This window comes from Neoroseomonas alkaliterrae (assembly GCF_014199195.1).
In the GTDB taxonomy this organism is placed as follows: domain Bacteria; phylum Pseudomonadota; class Alphaproteobacteria; order Acetobacterales; family Acetobacteraceae; genus Neoroseomonas; species Neoroseomonas alkaliterrae.
Map to the genome: position 1 here is coordinate 52,564 of NZ_JACIJE010000009.1, position 13,463 is coordinate 66,026.

Genomic DNA, 13,463 nt, shown 5'->3' on the forward strand with positions numbered 1-13,463 from the left:
GCGTGTCCGATACCGTCATGGTGCAGTTCCGCCTGCCTCCCGGCCCCGAGACGCTCGCCGCCGCGGCCGAGCGTCTCGGACTTCCCGTTTCTGCCCTCGATGCCGCCTATGGCGTCGTGCCGACCGATCCGGCGGACCGCCTCTTCACCGTGATGGTGCGCAGCGAGTTCGCCAGCCAGGCGGCCGCGCGCCTGCACGGTGGCGACCCGGCCGAGGGCGTCTTCTCCAATCCGCGCATCGAGCCCTTCGGCCCCTGAACCCCGCCGGGGGCTGGCACCGCCCCCCTGCCTGCGCTTCCATGGCGGCCGGGCAAGGGGAAGGAAACGCCATGCGCAACCCGATGGAACTGACCGGCCGCACCGTCATCGTCACCGGCACCGGCCAGGGCATAGGCCGTGCCATCTCGGAACTCGTGCTCGACCTCGGCGGCAACCTGGTCATGGTCGAGCGCAATCCGGAGACCTTCGCCGCCGTCTCCGCGGCGCTCGCGGGCGAGCGCACCCTGGCGCTGATGGGCGACGTGACGGACGAGGCCTTCTGCGCCCGCATCGTCGAGGAAGCCGCGCACCGCTTCGGCGCCGTCCATGGCCTCGTGAACAATGCCGGCATCACGCGGCCCGCGATGATCGAGAAGATGACCCTGCCGCAATGGCAGGCGGTGATCGACGTGAACCTCACCGCCTGCCACCTGATGCAGCAGGCGGTCGGGCGGCACATGATCGCCCGCGCCAAGGCCGGCGAGCAGCGGCCGGGGGCGATCGTCAACATCTCCTCCACAGCCGGCAAGCGCGGCTCGATCGGGCAGGTGAACTATTCGGCGGCGAAGTCCGGCCTCTTCGGCATGACCATGACGGCGGCGCTGGAATGGGCGCGCTACGGGATCCGCGTTAACAGCGTCGGCTTCGGCACGGTCGAGACGCCGATGACCGAGACCATCCGCTCCGACCGCTTCCGCGAACGGACGCTGGCGCGCATCCCGCTCGGGCGCATCGCGCAGCCGGCGGAGGTCGCGCCGCTGATCTGCTTCCTGCTCTCGGAGGCCGCGTCCTTCATCACCGGGCAGAACTGGCTCGAGGACGGCGGCAGCCACATGCAGCCCTGAGCGCCCCGCCTCGCGCCTTTCCCAGGGCAGGCAGATCGCAACCCATGGAGACGCGCGAGGCGGGGCGCCTGCCGCGCAAGGCATCGCTGCGCCGAGCGAGGCGCGGGGCGGGCTACCGCATCTCCCGCAACACGGCCTCGGCGGCGGCCTCGCTCGGCAGCCCTTCGGGGGCACGCAGCTTCGCCAGCGATTCCGCCATACCCGCGCGCTGCGCCGCAGCCACGGCGGGGTCGAGCATCGGCCGGAGCAGCGCCTCGGCCAGCGCCTCGGGCGTGCAGTTTTCCTGCAGGCGCTCGGGCACCACCTCGCGCTCGGCCAGCAGGTTGACCAGCGAGGCGTGCGGCACCTTGACCAGCCGCCGCACGATCGCCGCCGTCAGCGCATTCACCTTGTAGGCGACGACATGGGGGATGCCGGCGACCGCCATCTCCAGCGACGAGGTGCCGGACTTGATCAGCCCCGCCCCACCCGATTGCGCCACCGCTGCGAAGGCATCGTGCTTGGCGTCGTTGCCCTCGACCAGGATGGGCGCGGCGGGCCATCCGGGCGCTGCGCCGCGCACCGCCTCGGCCACGATGGGGGCGACCGGCACCACCGGCCGCAGCCCCGGCAGGCGCTCGCCCGCGATGCGCAGCGCCTCGCCGAACACCGGCAGCAGGCGCGAGGCCTCCATCCGCCGGCTGCCGGGCATCACGATCACCGGCCGTTCCGCCTCGCCAAGCCCGTGGCCGGCGCGGAAGCGCGCCGCATCGCCCCGGTCCGCGCCGCTTTCCAGCACGGGATGGCCGACGAAGGTCACGGGAATGCCGGCCTGCTCGAAGAACACCGGCTCGAAGGGCAGCAGGCACAGGATGCGGTCCACCTTGCGCCGCAGCTTGACCACGCGCCCGGGCCGCCACGCCCAGACCTGGGGCGCGACGTAATGCACGATGCGTTGCCCGAAGGGGCGCACGAGTTCAGCGAGGCGCAGCGTGAAGCCCGGGCTGTCGATCGTCACCAGCACCGCGGGACGCTGCCGCGCCACATCCGCCGCCGCATCCGCGAGCAGCCGCTTCAGCCGGAAGATGCGCGGCAGAACCTCGAGCAGCCCCATCAGCGCGAGTTCGCGATAGTCGAACAGGCTCGTCACACCCTGCTCGGCCATGCGCGGCCCGCCGATGCCGCGGAACTCGAGATCCGGCCTGCGGCGACGCAGGGCTGCGACCAGCCGCGCGCCGAGCACATCGCCCGAGGCCTCCCCGGCCACCACATAGACCAGCGTCATGCGAACGCCGCCGGTGCGGCCGGTGCGAAAGGCGCGGCCGGCCAGTCGCGGTGGTTGCGGACCTGGCCATGCTCGCGCACCGTCTCGATCCGCGCCGGGTCGAGCGTCGCGAACACCCACTGCTCGGCATCGAGCGCGCCGCGCGCCAGCACGCCATCCTCCGGGAAGCCCCGGTCCACCGGCCCGAACACCGCCGCGCAGCCGCGGTTCACGTCGAGTGCTGCGGACCACGGCGCCTCGCCCACCGTCGGCGTGATCGCGACGTAGCACTGGTTCTCCATCGCCCGCGCCGCCGCACCGATGCGGACGCGGTTGAACCCGTGCATCGTGTCCGTGCAGGAGGGCGCGAGCACCAGCCACGCGCCCGCCTGCACCTGCACGCGCACATGCTTCGGGAACTCCACGTCGTAGCAGACCGAGATGCCGATGCGCCCCCAGGGCGTGTCGAAGACCTTCGGATCGGCGCCGCGCGTCACGCCCCAGCGCTCTGCCTCGAAGCGCGTCATGGCGCGCTTCTCCTGCACCGCCATCCTGCCATCGGGCGCAATGAGCGGCGCGCGGTTCACCACCGCGCCATCCGCCCGGCGCATCGGCAGCGTGCCGGGGAGAAGCCAGATGCCGAGGCGCCGCGCGGCGGCGCGCATGGCCTCGAGGATCTCGGGCGCCGCCGCCACCATCGCGGCGAGTTCCGTCGCCTCGTCCGTCGCCTCGCCGCCGGCCAGCGCCGCGCCGAGCTCGACGCAGGCATATTCCGGCAGCACGAGCAGATCGGCCTGCGCGCGCCCTTCCTCCAGCCGCGCTTCGAGCCTGCGCGCGAAGTCGGCGACCCCAGCCGGCCGCCCGACGCCGTATTGCAGCAGGCCGAGCCTGAGCGGCCGCGCCTCGGGCGCGCTCACAGCGGGTCCTTCACCCAGAAGGCGAGCGCGTGCGGCGTTTCGCGGTCGTCGCCGACCTCCTTCCAGTCGAAGACGACGGAGATGTCGGCGCGCCGGACATAGCCCCGCCGCCGCCAGAAGGCGTCGAGCGGCACATAGTCCGCCGGCCGGCGCGGGTCGTTGTCGTTGCGCGTCACCGCGCAGAAGGCCGCGGCCTGGAGCCCGAGCGCGCGCGCATGCGCCTCGCGCAGTTCGAAGAAGCGGACGCCGGCCCCGCGCCCGCGATAGGCGCGCAGCAGCACGCTCTCGCCGAAATAGCACCAGCGCGCGGGATCCATGCCGCGGGCGAGGAAGGCCTCGCGCACCCGCGGCGTGGCTTCGGCCATGGGCTGGCAGGTCGCGCATCCCACCGCCCGATCGCCCTCGATGGCCGCGACGACCGCCGCGCCGGGGCTTTCGGCATAGGCGGCGAGATAGCCTTCCTCGTAGGCGATGTCGCCGTCATAGAGGTAGGGCCAGTCGCGGAACACGGCGATGCGCAGCCCGGCGAGCCGCGGCAGCCAGGCGCGCAGCGTCTCCCCGCGCAGCGTCTCGAAGCGAAGTCCGGCATTCATGCGCGCTGCATAGGGGCCCGCGCGCCCGGCGGGAAGGGGTCGGGTTCAGCGGTCCCGCACCACGCGGATGCCGACAAAGCTGTAGCGCTCGTTCGCCGTGCCGCGGGTGCGGTTGCCCGCGCGCACATGCCAGGGCACGTGGCTCCAGGAGCCGCCGCGCAGCGGCCGGGCGTCGCAATCCCCGCTCAGCCGGGGCGAGCCGTCCGAGGGCACGCCATCGAGCGAGGGATTCAGGCAGTCCGCCGTCCACTGCCAGACATTGCCGAGCATGTCGAAGAGGCCGAAGGCATTGGGCCGGAAGCTCGCGACCGGGGCGGTATAGACGTGCCCGTCGTTGCAGCGGAAGGTGAATTGCGGCCGACGGTCGAGGTTCAGCCGGTTGGCCATCGTCAGGTCCGCCACATTCGCGAACTCGCAGGCGGATGCGGTTGAATCGCCCCAGAAGCGGGACGAGACCGTGCCGGCGCGGGCGGCATATTCCCACTCGGCCTCGCTCGGCAGGCGATAGATCTGGCCGGTGGTGCGGGAGAGCCAGGCGGCATAGGCCGCGGCATCCGCCCAGTTCACGCAGACCACCGGATGCTCGTCGTCCTGCTCGAAGCCGGGGGCGCGCCAGGTCACGCCGGGGCGCATCTCGTACTCATAGGTCGCGCCGGTGTTGGTGAAGGTCCAGCAGCCCTCTCCCGTCTGATGGCCGGTGCTCTCGACGAAGGCGGCGAACTGCCCGCGCGTGATCGCGGTGCGGCTCATCGCGAGGCCCGGCGCGATGGTGATGCGCCGCAGCGGCTGCGAGCGGCCGCGCAGGTCCTGCGGCACGCCCTCGCGCTCCTCCTCGCCGGCGGGCACGCCCATGGTGAAGGCGCCGCCGGGCAGAGTGACCATCTCCGGGCAGGTCTCGCAATCGCGGAAGCGGTTCTGTCCGCCCTGCGCGAAGGCCTGGCCCGCGAGCGCAAGCGCGAGCACGCAGCCGGTCAACAGGGCAAGTCGCCGCATCATCGGGTCCCCCTCAGGCGCAAGACCGTAACTTACGCGCCTGCCCGCGTGGTAGTCCCTGCATCGCTTCCGTGCGGCGCATCGCGTGCTGCATCGAGGAAGGCGGCTAGGCCCCGCTCCACAACCTCCTTCGGCAGGTTGCGGAGCACGAAGGTGATGCGCGACTTCCGGTCGTGGCCGGCCGGCCACGCCGCCATCCTGACGGGTGGATGGAACAGGTGCTGCACGCCATGCACGATGACGGGCCGCTCCTCCCCCGCGATGTTCAGCATGCCCTTCACCCGCAGCACGGATTCGCCGCGCGTGACCGCGAGCATCTCGAGCCAGGTCGCGATCCCCTCCCAGGGCAGCGGCGCATCGAAGGTCAGCCCGAAGGCATGGATGCCGGCGTCGTGGCGGTTCGGGTCGTGGTGGTGGCCGTGGTCGTGATGGTGATGGTGATGGTGATGGTCCTCCGCCGCCATCCACGCCGCGACCTCGGGGATGCGGCCTTCCAGCGCGGATCCGCCCGCGCCGAGCAGCGCCGAAGGGCTGACATCGCCCGCCACCGCCCTGATGCGCGGCGCCAGCGGGTTCAGCGCGGCCAGCCGGCGGTCAAGCCTTTCCGCCATCCCGGGCGGGGCGAGGTCGGTCTTGCTCAGCACGATCCAGTCGGCCATCGCGGCCTGCTTCACGGCCTCGACCTGGGTGTCGAGCGTCGCCATGCCCGCCGCGGCATCCACCAGAGTCACCACGCCGTCCAGCGCATAGGCCGAGAGCACGACCGGGTCGGACATCAGCGTCTGCAGGATCGGCGCGGGGTCCGCGAGGCCCGTCGTCTCGACCACCACGCGCCGGATCTCCTGGCCGGCCTCGGCCCGCCGGGCGAGGTCGCGCAGCGCGCGCACGAGGTCCCCGCGCACGGTGCAGCAGAGGCAGCCCGCGTTCAGCAGCACCGTGTCCTCGTCGAGGCGCTCGACCAGCAGGTGATCGAGGCCGATCTCCCCGAACTCGTTGATCAGCACCGCCGTGCCGGCCATCTCCGGCGCCTTCAGCAGCCGGTTCAGCAGCGTCGTCTTGCCGGCGCCGAGGAATCCGGTCAGCACCGTGACAGGGATCTTCGTGCCCCTCATGCGCCGTAGAGCGCCTTGGGGTCCGCCAGAGGGGCCGCGATCTCGGCGAGCGTGCCGTCGCGCATCGCGCGGTAGAAGCAGGAGCGCCGCCCGGTGTGGCAGGCGACGCCGGTCTGGTCCACGAGCGCGAGCAGCGTGTCGCCGTCGCAGTCGAGGCGCAGCTCCACCAGCCTCTGCCGCTGGCCCGAGGTCTCCCCCTTCCGCCACAGCCCGCCGCGCGAGCGCGAGAAGTAGCAGACGCGCCCGGTGGCGAGCGTCTCCGCCACCGCCTCGGCGTTCATCCAGGCCATCATCAGCACCTCGCCCGTGTCGTGCTGCTGGGCGATGCAGGGGACGAGGCCCGCGGCATCGAAGCGGATCGCGTCGAGGAAGGGGCGGGCGGGATCGGAAGGGGCGGCGCTCTGCATGCTTCGATGATATAGTGTTCCACCGGCTTGACGAGGACATCCGATGAGCGATGCGGCATCGCGCGAAAGGGCCCTGCAGGAGGCCGAGAAGGCCTGCCTGCGCCGCGGCGCGCAACTCACCCCGCTGCGCCGCCAGGTGCTCGCCTTGGTGCTCGATGCGGAGGCGCCGGTCGGCGCCTATGCGCTGCTCGACCGGCTCAAGGCGAGCCGCCCGGGTGCGGCGCCGCCCACCGTCTATCGTGCGCTCGATTTCCTGCTCGAGCATGGCCTGATCCACAAGGTCGAGCGGCTCAACGCCTATATCGGCTGCGCCGATGCCGGGCATGGCCACGGGCATGAGCACGACCATCCCCACCAGTTCCTGATCTGCCGCCGCTGCGGCGCGACGGCGGAGATCGCCGACCACGCGGTCGCGCACGCCATCGAGGCCGCTGCGCGGCGCGCCGGATTCGCCATCGCCGAGGCGACGGTGGAGATCGAGGGCACCTGCGCCCGCTGCGCCGCCGCCTGAACCGGCGCGGTTGGCCCGGCGTCCCGTCGCTGCGGAACCCGTCCCGGTGGCTTGCGCTGTGTCATGGCGCGCAGCCGCGCCGGGGCTAGTCTCGCCGCGCGGGCCGAGAGACCCGAGGGCCATCCCGGCCCCGGCAAGGAGGACGACAGCACCCATGCTTTCCCTGAAACCGATTCGCGCCCTGCGCCGCGGGGCCATCGCCCTTGCCGCCGCGGGCTGCGCCGTCGCCGCGCAGCCGGCCGCCGCCCAGGGGCAGGCGGCGACCCCGCTCTTCACCACCGGCGAACTCGCCCGCGCCTGCGGCCCGGCGGCGGAGGATGCCAATGCGCTCGCCGCGCGCTCCGTCTGCTATGCGGTGATGGTGGCGGTGGGCCAGACGCACGCGATCTACACCAGCGGCCGGCAGGCGCCGCGCCCGGTCTTCTGCCTGCCCGATCCCTCGCCCTCGCTGGAGCAGGTCTCGGCGCGCTTCGTCTCCTGGGCCGCGGCCAATCCGCAGCATGCGGGCACCCGCGCGGCCGAGGGCGTGCTGCGCTTCGCCGCCGCCACCTATCCCTGCCCGCAGCCCGCCGCGGCACGCCGGCGCTGATCGGAAGGAGCACGCCATGACCACGAAGAAGCCCCTCCGCCTCGCCGTCGTCCTGCTGGCCGGCCTCGGCCTCGCCGCCTGCGAGGGCATGACCGATTCCCAGCGCGCCACGGCCACCGGTGCCGGCATCGGCGCGCTGGGCGGCGCCGCGATCGGCTCGCTTTCGGGCAATGCCGGCATGGGCGCGCTGATCGGCGCCGGCGTCGGCGGCGCCTCCGGCTTCGCGATCGAGCGCGGCCGGCGCTGAAAGGTGCGGGCCGGCCGGCTCTCCGCCGGCCCTGCGCCGCTATCGCGGCAGGGTGGCGAGGCCGTGTTCGAGGTCGGCGATCAGGTCGTCCACATCCTCGAGCCCGACATGGATGCGCACGGCGTAGCCGCCGAGGTTCTCGCTCGTGGCGGTCCGGGTGATGAAGCCCGTGGTCGGCAGGGCGAGGCTCTCGTAGCCGCCCCAGGAGGCGCCGATGCCGAACAGTTCCAGCCCGTCGATGAAGCGGAAGATGTCGGCCTCGGTGTAGCGCGGCTGGAACACCACGCCGAACAGCGAGCAGGCGCCGGCGAAATCCCGCTTGAACAGCGCGTGCTGCGGATGCGAGGGCAGGCCGGGATGCAGCACGCGCAGCACCTCGGGCCGCTGCTCGAACCAGCGCGCGACGGCATAGCCGCTCTGCTCCTGGTGCTTCAGCCTGAGCGCCATGGTGCGCGCCCCGCGCAGCGCCAGCCAGCAATCGTCCGGCGCGGCGAAATGGCCCATCTGCGAGGCAGCGCCGCGCACCAGCAGGTAGTCCTCCTCGGTGTTGGTGGTGATCGAGCCGAGCAGCACGTCCGAATGCCCGCCGACATACTTGGTCAGCGCCTGGATCGAGACGTCCACGCCCTTCTCGAAGGGCATGAAGTTGCGGATGCCCCAGGTGTTGTCCATCAGCACCTTGGCGCCCCTCGCATGCGCCACCGCCGCGAGGGCGGGGATGTCCTGCAGCTCGAAGGTGTGGCTGCCGGGGCTTTCGGTATAGACGACGCGGGTGTTGGGCCGCATGAGCGCGGCGAGCCCGGCGCCGTCGATCGTCGGGTCGTAGAAGGTCGTCTCGATGCCGTAGTTCGCCAGCAGGCCGTTGGCGATGGTGCGCGCCGGGCCATAGACGCTGTCGGGCATCAGGCAGTGATCGCCCGCCTTGAGATAGGCCATCAGCGGCACCGTGACCGCGGCGAGGCCGGTGCCCACCAGCACGCAGCGCGACCCACCCTCGATCTCGCAAATCACGTCCTCGAGGGCGTACTGCGTCGGCCCGCCCGCGGTGCCGTAGGTCATCACGCGGTTGAACCGGTCCTTGGCGAAATCCCGCCGCGCCTGCGCGTTGGGCATCAGCACGGTCGAGCCGCGATGCACCGCGGGGTTCACGAAGCCATGGGCATGCGTGCCCGCGCGCCCGGCATGGGACATGCGGGTGGCGAAGCCGTGGCTGCGGTGCGGCTTGGGGGCGTCGTCGGCCATCAGGCGCTCTTCTCTTTCGGGGTTTCCGGGCGCGAGGCCCATTCGGACCAGGAGCCGTCATAGACGGCCGGTTCGGGCAGGCCCGCGCGCACCATGCCGAAGGCCAGCACGCAGGCGGTCACGCCGGACCCGCAGGAGGTGACCACCGGCTTCCCGCCCGCGGCCCCCGCGGCGGCGAAGATGGCGCGCAGCGCGGCGGGGTCCTTCATCCGCCCGTCCGGCCCGGCCATCTCGCTCACCGGCACATTTGCCGCGCCGGGCATGTGGCCCGAGGGCAGCCCCGCGCGCGGTTCCGGCGCCGTGCCGTCGAAGCGGCCCTTGGCGCGCGCATCGAGGATCAGCGCCGAGCCATCGGCGACGATGCGCTTCACGTCGCCGATGCCGGCGAGCATGGAGGCGCGGAAATCGGGCACGAAGGTCGCGGGTGCCGGGGCAGGGGCGTCGCCGCTTTCGGTGGGGCGGCCTTCCTTCACCCAGGCGGGCAGCCCGCCATCCAGCACCGCCACCTTGTCGTGCCCGAACAGCCGCATCATCCACCAGCCGCGCGGGGAGCCGCGCAGCCCGTGCTGGTCGTAGAACACCACGCGCGTGTCGTTCGACACGCCCAGCGCGCCGACCATGCGCGCGAACTTCGCCGGCGTGGGCACCATGTGCGGCAGGTCGGTCTCGTCATCGGCGATCCTGTCGATGTCGAACAGCCTGGCACCCGGGATGCGCGCGGCGCGGAAGGCATCCTGCTTGTTGCCCGGCTCGTTCGGCAGGAAGGTCGAGCAGTCGAACACCACCAGGTCCGGCTTGCCGAGTTCCCCCGCCAGCCATTCGGTCGAGACCAGCATCTCCATCCGCGTCACTCCCCGGCCAGCACCAGCGTCACGCGCCGGTTGGCCTTGCCCTTGTTCTCGATCTTCGCGACCTCGACGCGCCCGATCTCGCGCGTGGAGCGCACATGCGTCCCGCCGCAGGGCTGGAGATCAACCGGCGACGCGGCATCGCCGATCCGCACCAGGCGGATGCGCCCCGAGCCGCGCGGCGGCTGCACGGAGAGCGTGCGCACCAGGGAGGGGTTGGCGTCGAGTTCGGCCTCGGTGATCCAGCCCTCGGTCACCGGATGATCGGCGGCGACGAGTTCATTCAGCCGCTCGGTCAGGCTCTCCTTCGTCGGCGGCTCCGGCAGGTCGAAGTCGAGCCGCGACTTCTCCGCCCCGATCTGCCCGCCCGTCACGCCCGCGCCGGGGATCAGGCTGCACAGCAGGTGGAGCGAGGTGTGCATGCGCATCAGCCGGTGCCGTCGCTCCCAGTCGAGCAGAGCGGTCACCTCGGCACCGACCTCGGGCAGCGCCGCGCCCGCGGCCGGGACATGCAGCACGCCGTCCCCGGGCCCCTTCAGCGTATCGGCCACCGCCATCTCCCCGCCCGCCCAGCGCAGCACGCCCGTATCGCCCGGCTGTCCGCCGGCGCGGGGGTAGAACACGGTTCGGTCGAGCACGACGCCCTCCGGCCCTGCCGCCAGCACGCGCGCGGTGGCTTCGCGCAGATAGGCGTCGTCGCGAAAGAGCAGCGCCGTCGTCATTCCCCTGTCCAGTCCCTCATCAGTGCCTCGCGCCGCCGCGCGAAGCGCGCGAGGCACAGCGCGCCGGTGGCGTTGGCGATGCGGTTGTCGTCCAGCATGGCGAGCGCCTCGCTCGCGGGCAGCACCAGCACGCGGATGTCCTCGTGCTCGCTGCGAAGGCCATGGGTGCCGGCATGGCCGGGCTCGGGCAGGCGCGCGCGGGCGAGGTAGAGGCTGATCCCCTCGTCGCAGCCGCCCTGGCTCAGGATGTAGCGGCCGAGCGGTTCCATGCGGTCCGCGGCGAGGCCCGTCTCCTCCGCGAGTTCGCGCCGCGCCGCCTCGAGCGGATCCTCGCCCGGCTCGAGCAGTCCGGCGGGGCACTCCACCATCACCGGATCGAAGCCCCCGGCGAGCGCGGGCAGACGGAACTGCTCGATCAGCGCGACGCGGTCGGTCCAGGGATCCCAGGGTAGCACCGCGACCGCCTGGCCGCGGCGCCACAATTCCCAGGTCTGCACGCCGCCCTCGGTGCCGTCGAAGCGGATGCGGCGGAAGCGGATGCGCTGCAGCGGGAAGCGGCCGTCCCAGACCACCTCGTCCGAGAGCACCGTCAGGCCGGGATGGGAAGGGATCGGCGTCGCCCTGGGCGGTCTGGCGTTCATGCGCGCCCGACCCTACCCTCGGCGGCGAAGCCCGTCCATGACCCCACCCCCCAAGGCGCCCGCCGCCCCCACCGCGCAGTCCAGGGCGCGCCGCCGGGGCATCGTCCTCGTGCTGCTGGCCTCGGCCGTCTTCGCCCTGGCCGCGGCCTTCGTGAAGATCATCGGCGCGCGCATCCCGACCGCCGAGGTCATCCTCTTCCGCAACCTCTTCGCCATTCCCGCGCTGCTGCCGGTGGTGTTCGCGGCCGGCGGCTGGGCGGCGGTGGCGACGCGCAGCCCGCTCAGCCATGCCGCGCGCACCGTGTTCGGCATGATGGGGATGATCGGCGCCTTCTACGGCTATGTGCACCTGCCGCTCGCGACCGTCACCGCGCTCGGCTTCACCATGCCGCTGTTCCTGACCGTGCTCGCCGTGCCGCTCCTGGGGGAGAAGGTGGGCTGGCGGCGGGGGCTTGCGGTGCTGGTCGGCTTCGCCGGCGTGCTGCTGATGGTCCGCCCGGACGGGCTGCCGAGCGGGCAGGCGGGGCTTGCGGTGGTGCTCTGCCTGCTCGGCTCGGTCGGCTGGGCGCTCGCGATGATCACCATCCGCCGGATGGGCGAGGCGGGCGAGAGTTCCGTCGCCATCGTCTTCTGGTTCGCGGTCGGCTCCTCCGTGCTGGCGGGTATCGCGGCCATCCCGGTCTGGGTCTGGCCCACGCCGCTGGAATGGGCGCTGCTGATCGGCATCGGCCTCGTCTCCGCGCTGGCCCAGGTGCTGATGACCGAGGCCTATCGCAGCGGCGAGACCTCGCTGCTCGCGCCCTTCGAATACGCCGCGATCCTCTGGACCACCACGCTCGGTGCCGTGGCCTGGGCGGAACTGCCGGGCGGGTGGGACTTCGCCGGGATCGCGGTGCTGGTCGGGGCGGGGCTCTACATCTGGCACCGGGAGGTCACCCTCGGCGTCAGGCGTTGAGGGCCGGGCGGCACCGCCCCCGAGCCAGCCCATGCGCGCGCGGCGTGCAGGCCTCTGTTTTTCCTTGCGTTTTCCCCCGCGCGCGCATATCCGGCTCCCCGCCGTCCGGCGGAACCGCATGAACCGCATCATCCGAGACGAAGCCACGCTCGCGCCGCCGGCCACATCGCGCCCCGCGACGCTGCCCCGTCCTGCGCCATCCGCTTTGCTGCGCCCCGTCATCGAGGACACCACCGGCCTGCCGCCGCAGGAGCAGTTCGCCGCCTGGCAAGCCATGCGCGCCCCCGTGCTCGAGGCCTTGCCCGGGGCGGCGGCGGAGCAGGGATTTGCCGCCAATACGCGGGCCTGGCGCCTCGGCGGCTTCGTCCTCGAGCACACGCGCCGCGATGCCTGCGGGTATCGCCGCACGCCGGCGCAGATCTGCCGGGATTCCCTCGATCACTGGCTGGTCGCTGTCTGCCGCGAGGGAAGCCTGAGCCAGCGCAGCGGCGACACCGAGACGCTCATGCTGCCCGGCGCCCCCTTCGTCTTCTCCATGGCGGACGCATTCGAATCCGAACGGGAAGGGCCGCGCCTGGACTGGCTTTGCCTCTACCTGCCGCGCGATGCCGTGCCGGAACTCGAGGGCGCGCTCTCCATGGCCGCCAACGGGCGGCTGCACGGGCCGATGGCGCAGGTGCTCGCCGACCTGCTGAAGGGCCTCTCGGACCGGCTGCCGGAGATGGCCGCCGCCGAGGCACCGCACATCGCCGCCGCGATGGAGTCCCTGCTGCGCGGCGCCTGCCCGGAAGGCGTTGACGCGGGTTCCCGCGCGCTCGTTGCCGCCGGCCAGCTTGCGCGGCTGCGGCGGCTGATACGCGAAAATCTTGGCCTCGCGACGCTCGGTCCCGAGCGGCTGGGCCGGCTGGCCGGCATGTCGCGGTCCCAGCTCTACCGGCTGTTCGAGCCGCTGGGCGGGGTCGCGTCCAGCATCCTGCACGAGCGCCTGCGCTGGGCCTTCCGCCGCCTTGCCGACCCGACGGAACAGCGCAGCATCGCAACCATCGCCGAGGCGGTCGGCATGTTCGACCCTTCCACCTTCAGCCGCGCCTTCCGCCAGGAATTCGGCTGCCCGCCCGGCGAGGTCCGCACCGCGGCCCGGGCGGGCCTCGGCGTCTCGCTGGCTCGCCTGACCGGGCCGGCCGAGGGCACGACCGCGCTGCTGCGCGCCCTCTGATAGCGGAGTTCCTCGGGCCGGGCCGCCGGTTCGGCGAGCGCGGGCGATGCGGCTTCCGCCCTGCGGCGTTTCGTGGTCGGCTTCGTCCGTTACCGCGCCTTGCGGGCGGGAGAGGCGTCGCGCGA

The 13,463-nt window shown here is 72.6% G+C and carries 17 protein-coding genes; 7 read left to right on the forward strand and 10 right to left on the reverse strand.

The features are described 5' to 3' along the window. The first annotated feature begins 2 nt into the window (after window positions 1-2). Both FHS88_RS15395 and FHS88_RS15400 read left to right on the forward strand, forming a co-directional pair. A complete protein-coding gene (locus tag FHS88_RS15395; protein ID WP_184486358.1) occupies window positions 3-257 on the forward strand; it encodes a hypothetical protein in 255 nt (84 codons plus the stop codon). Between the two features lie 71 nt (window positions 258-328). Continuing rightward, a complete protein-coding gene (locus FHS88_RS15400; protein ID WP_184486359.1) occupies window positions 329-1,102 on the forward strand; it encodes an SDR family NAD(P)-dependent oxidoreductase in 774 nt (257 codons plus the stop codon). Window positions 1,103-1,214: 112 nt separating this feature from the next. On the opposite strand, the gene lpxB is transcribed toward FHS88_RS15400, so the two are convergent. Genes lpxB through hisI form a run of 6 tightly spaced genes read right to left on the reverse strand, consistent with a single transcriptional unit; the run spans window position 1,215 to window position 6,367 of the window. Continuing rightward, window positions 1,215-2,366, reverse strand: a complete 1,152-nt coding sequence (lpxB, locus tag FHS88_RS15405; protein WP_184486360.1) for a lipid-A-disaccharide synthase — start codon at window positions 2,364-2,366, stop codon at window positions 1,215-1,217. After that, entirely contained in the window at window positions 2,363-3,262 is a 900-nt protein-coding gene (locus FHS88_RS15410; RefSeq protein ID WP_184486361.1) for a nitrilase-related carbon-nitrogen hydrolase, read from the reverse strand. The genes lpxB and FHS88_RS15410 overlap by 4 nt, the downstream gene beginning before the upstream one ends. Then, window positions 3,259-3,855, reverse strand: a complete 597-nt coding sequence (locus FHS88_RS15415; protein WP_184486362.1) for a GNAT family N-acetyltransferase — start codon at window positions 3,853-3,855, stop codon at window positions 3,259-3,261. Before FHS88_RS15415 ends, FHS88_RS15410 begins: the two co-directional genes overlap by 4 nt. A 45-nt stretch (window positions 3,856-3,900) precedes the next feature. Beyond that, window positions 3,901-4,848 carry a formylglycine-generating enzyme family protein gene (locus tag FHS88_RS15420; protein WP_184486363.1) on the reverse strand — a complete coding sequence of 316 codons (948 nt, stop codon included), beginning with the start codon at window positions 4,846-4,848 and terminating at the stop codon, window positions 3,901-3,903. A gap of 32 nt (window positions 4,849-4,880) precedes the next feature. Continuing rightward, complete coding sequence (locus FHS88_RS15425; RefSeq protein ID WP_184486364.1) at window positions 4,881-5,960, reverse strand: CobW family GTP-binding protein; 1,080 nt, start codon at window positions 5,958-5,960, stop codon at window positions 4,881-4,883. After that, on the reverse strand, window positions 5,957-6,367 hold the full coding sequence (gene hisI, locus FHS88_RS15430) for a phosphoribosyl-AMP cyclohydrolase (RefSeq protein WP_184486365.1): 411 nt from the start codon (window positions 6,365-6,367) through the stop codon (window positions 5,957-5,959). Before hisI ends, FHS88_RS15425 begins: the two co-directional genes overlap by 4 nt. A 43-nt stretch (window positions 6,368-6,410) precedes the next feature. On the opposite strand from hisI, the gene FHS88_RS15435 reads away from it, so the two are divergent. The 3 genes from FHS88_RS15435 to FHS88_RS15445 all read left to right on the forward strand — a co-directional run bounded on the left by FHS88_RS15435 (window position 6,411) and on the right by FHS88_RS15445 (window position 7,714). Beyond that, on the forward strand, window positions 6,411-6,878 hold the full coding sequence (locus FHS88_RS15435; RefSeq protein ID WP_184486366.1) for a Fur family transcriptional regulator: 468 nt from the start codon (window positions 6,411-6,413) through the stop codon (window positions 6,876-6,878). A gap of 154 nt (window positions 6,879-7,032) precedes the next feature. Beyond that, the gene (locus FHS88_RS15440) at window positions 7,033-7,467 is read left to right on the forward strand and encodes a Rap1a/Tai family immunity protein (protein WP_184486367.1); all 435 of its coding nucleotides are present in this window, start codon (window positions 7,033-7,035) and stop codon (window positions 7,465-7,467) included. Between the two features lie 16 nt (window positions 7,468-7,483). Beyond that, a complete protein-coding gene (locus FHS88_RS15445) occupies window positions 7,484-7,714 on the forward strand; it encodes a glycine zipper family protein (protein WP_184486368.1) in 231 nt (76 codons plus the stop codon). 39 nt (window positions 7,715-7,753) lie between these two features. Here FHS88_RS15445 and metC read toward each other — a convergent pair whose 3' ends face one another. From metC to FHS88_RS15465, 4 genes are read right to left on the reverse strand one after another with little or no spacing between them, the layout of a single operon-like run. Beyond that, the gene (gene metC / locus FHS88_RS15450; RefSeq protein ID WP_184486369.1) at window positions 7,754-8,956 is read right to left on the reverse strand and encodes a cystathionine beta-lyase; all 1,203 of its coding nucleotides are present in this window, start codon (window positions 8,954-8,956) and stop codon (window positions 7,754-7,756) included. After that, window positions 8,956-9,798 carry a sulfurtransferase gene (locus tag FHS88_RS15455; RefSeq protein WP_184486370.1) on the reverse strand — a complete coding sequence of 281 codons (843 nt, stop codon included), beginning with the start codon at window positions 9,796-9,798 and terminating at the stop codon, window positions 8,956-8,958. Before FHS88_RS15455 ends, metC begins: the two co-directional genes overlap by 1 nt. A 5-nt stretch (window positions 9,799-9,803) precedes the next feature. Beyond that, window positions 9,804-10,526 carry an alanyl-tRNA editing protein gene (locus FHS88_RS15460; RefSeq protein WP_184486371.1) on the reverse strand — a complete coding sequence of 241 codons (723 nt, stop codon included), beginning with the start codon at window positions 10,524-10,526 and terminating at the stop codon, window positions 9,804-9,806. After that, a complete protein-coding gene (locus tag FHS88_RS15465; protein WP_184486372.1) occupies window positions 10,523-11,167 on the reverse strand; it encodes an NUDIX domain-containing protein in 645 nt (214 codons plus the stop codon). Before FHS88_RS15465 ends, FHS88_RS15460 begins: the two co-directional genes overlap by 4 nt. Window positions 11,168-11,204: 37 nt before the next feature. Here FHS88_RS15465 and FHS88_RS15470 point away from each other — a divergent pair, with 37 nt between their 5' ends. Together FHS88_RS15470 and FHS88_RS15475 are read left to right on the forward strand one after the other, a co-directional pair. Next, window positions 11,205-12,122, forward strand: coding sequence for a DMT family transporter (locus tag FHS88_RS15470; protein WP_184486373.1), 918 nt, complete (start codon window positions 11,205-11,207; stop codon window positions 12,120-12,122). A 118-nt stretch (window positions 12,123-12,240) separates the two neighbouring features. Then, window positions 12,241-13,338 (forward strand): helix-turn-helix domain-containing protein, encoded by a 1,098-nt coding sequence (locus FHS88_RS15475; RefSeq protein WP_184486374.1) that lies wholly within the window; start codon window positions 12,241-12,243, stop codon window positions 13,336-13,338. Window positions 13,339-13,463 lie beyond the last annotated feature (125 nt).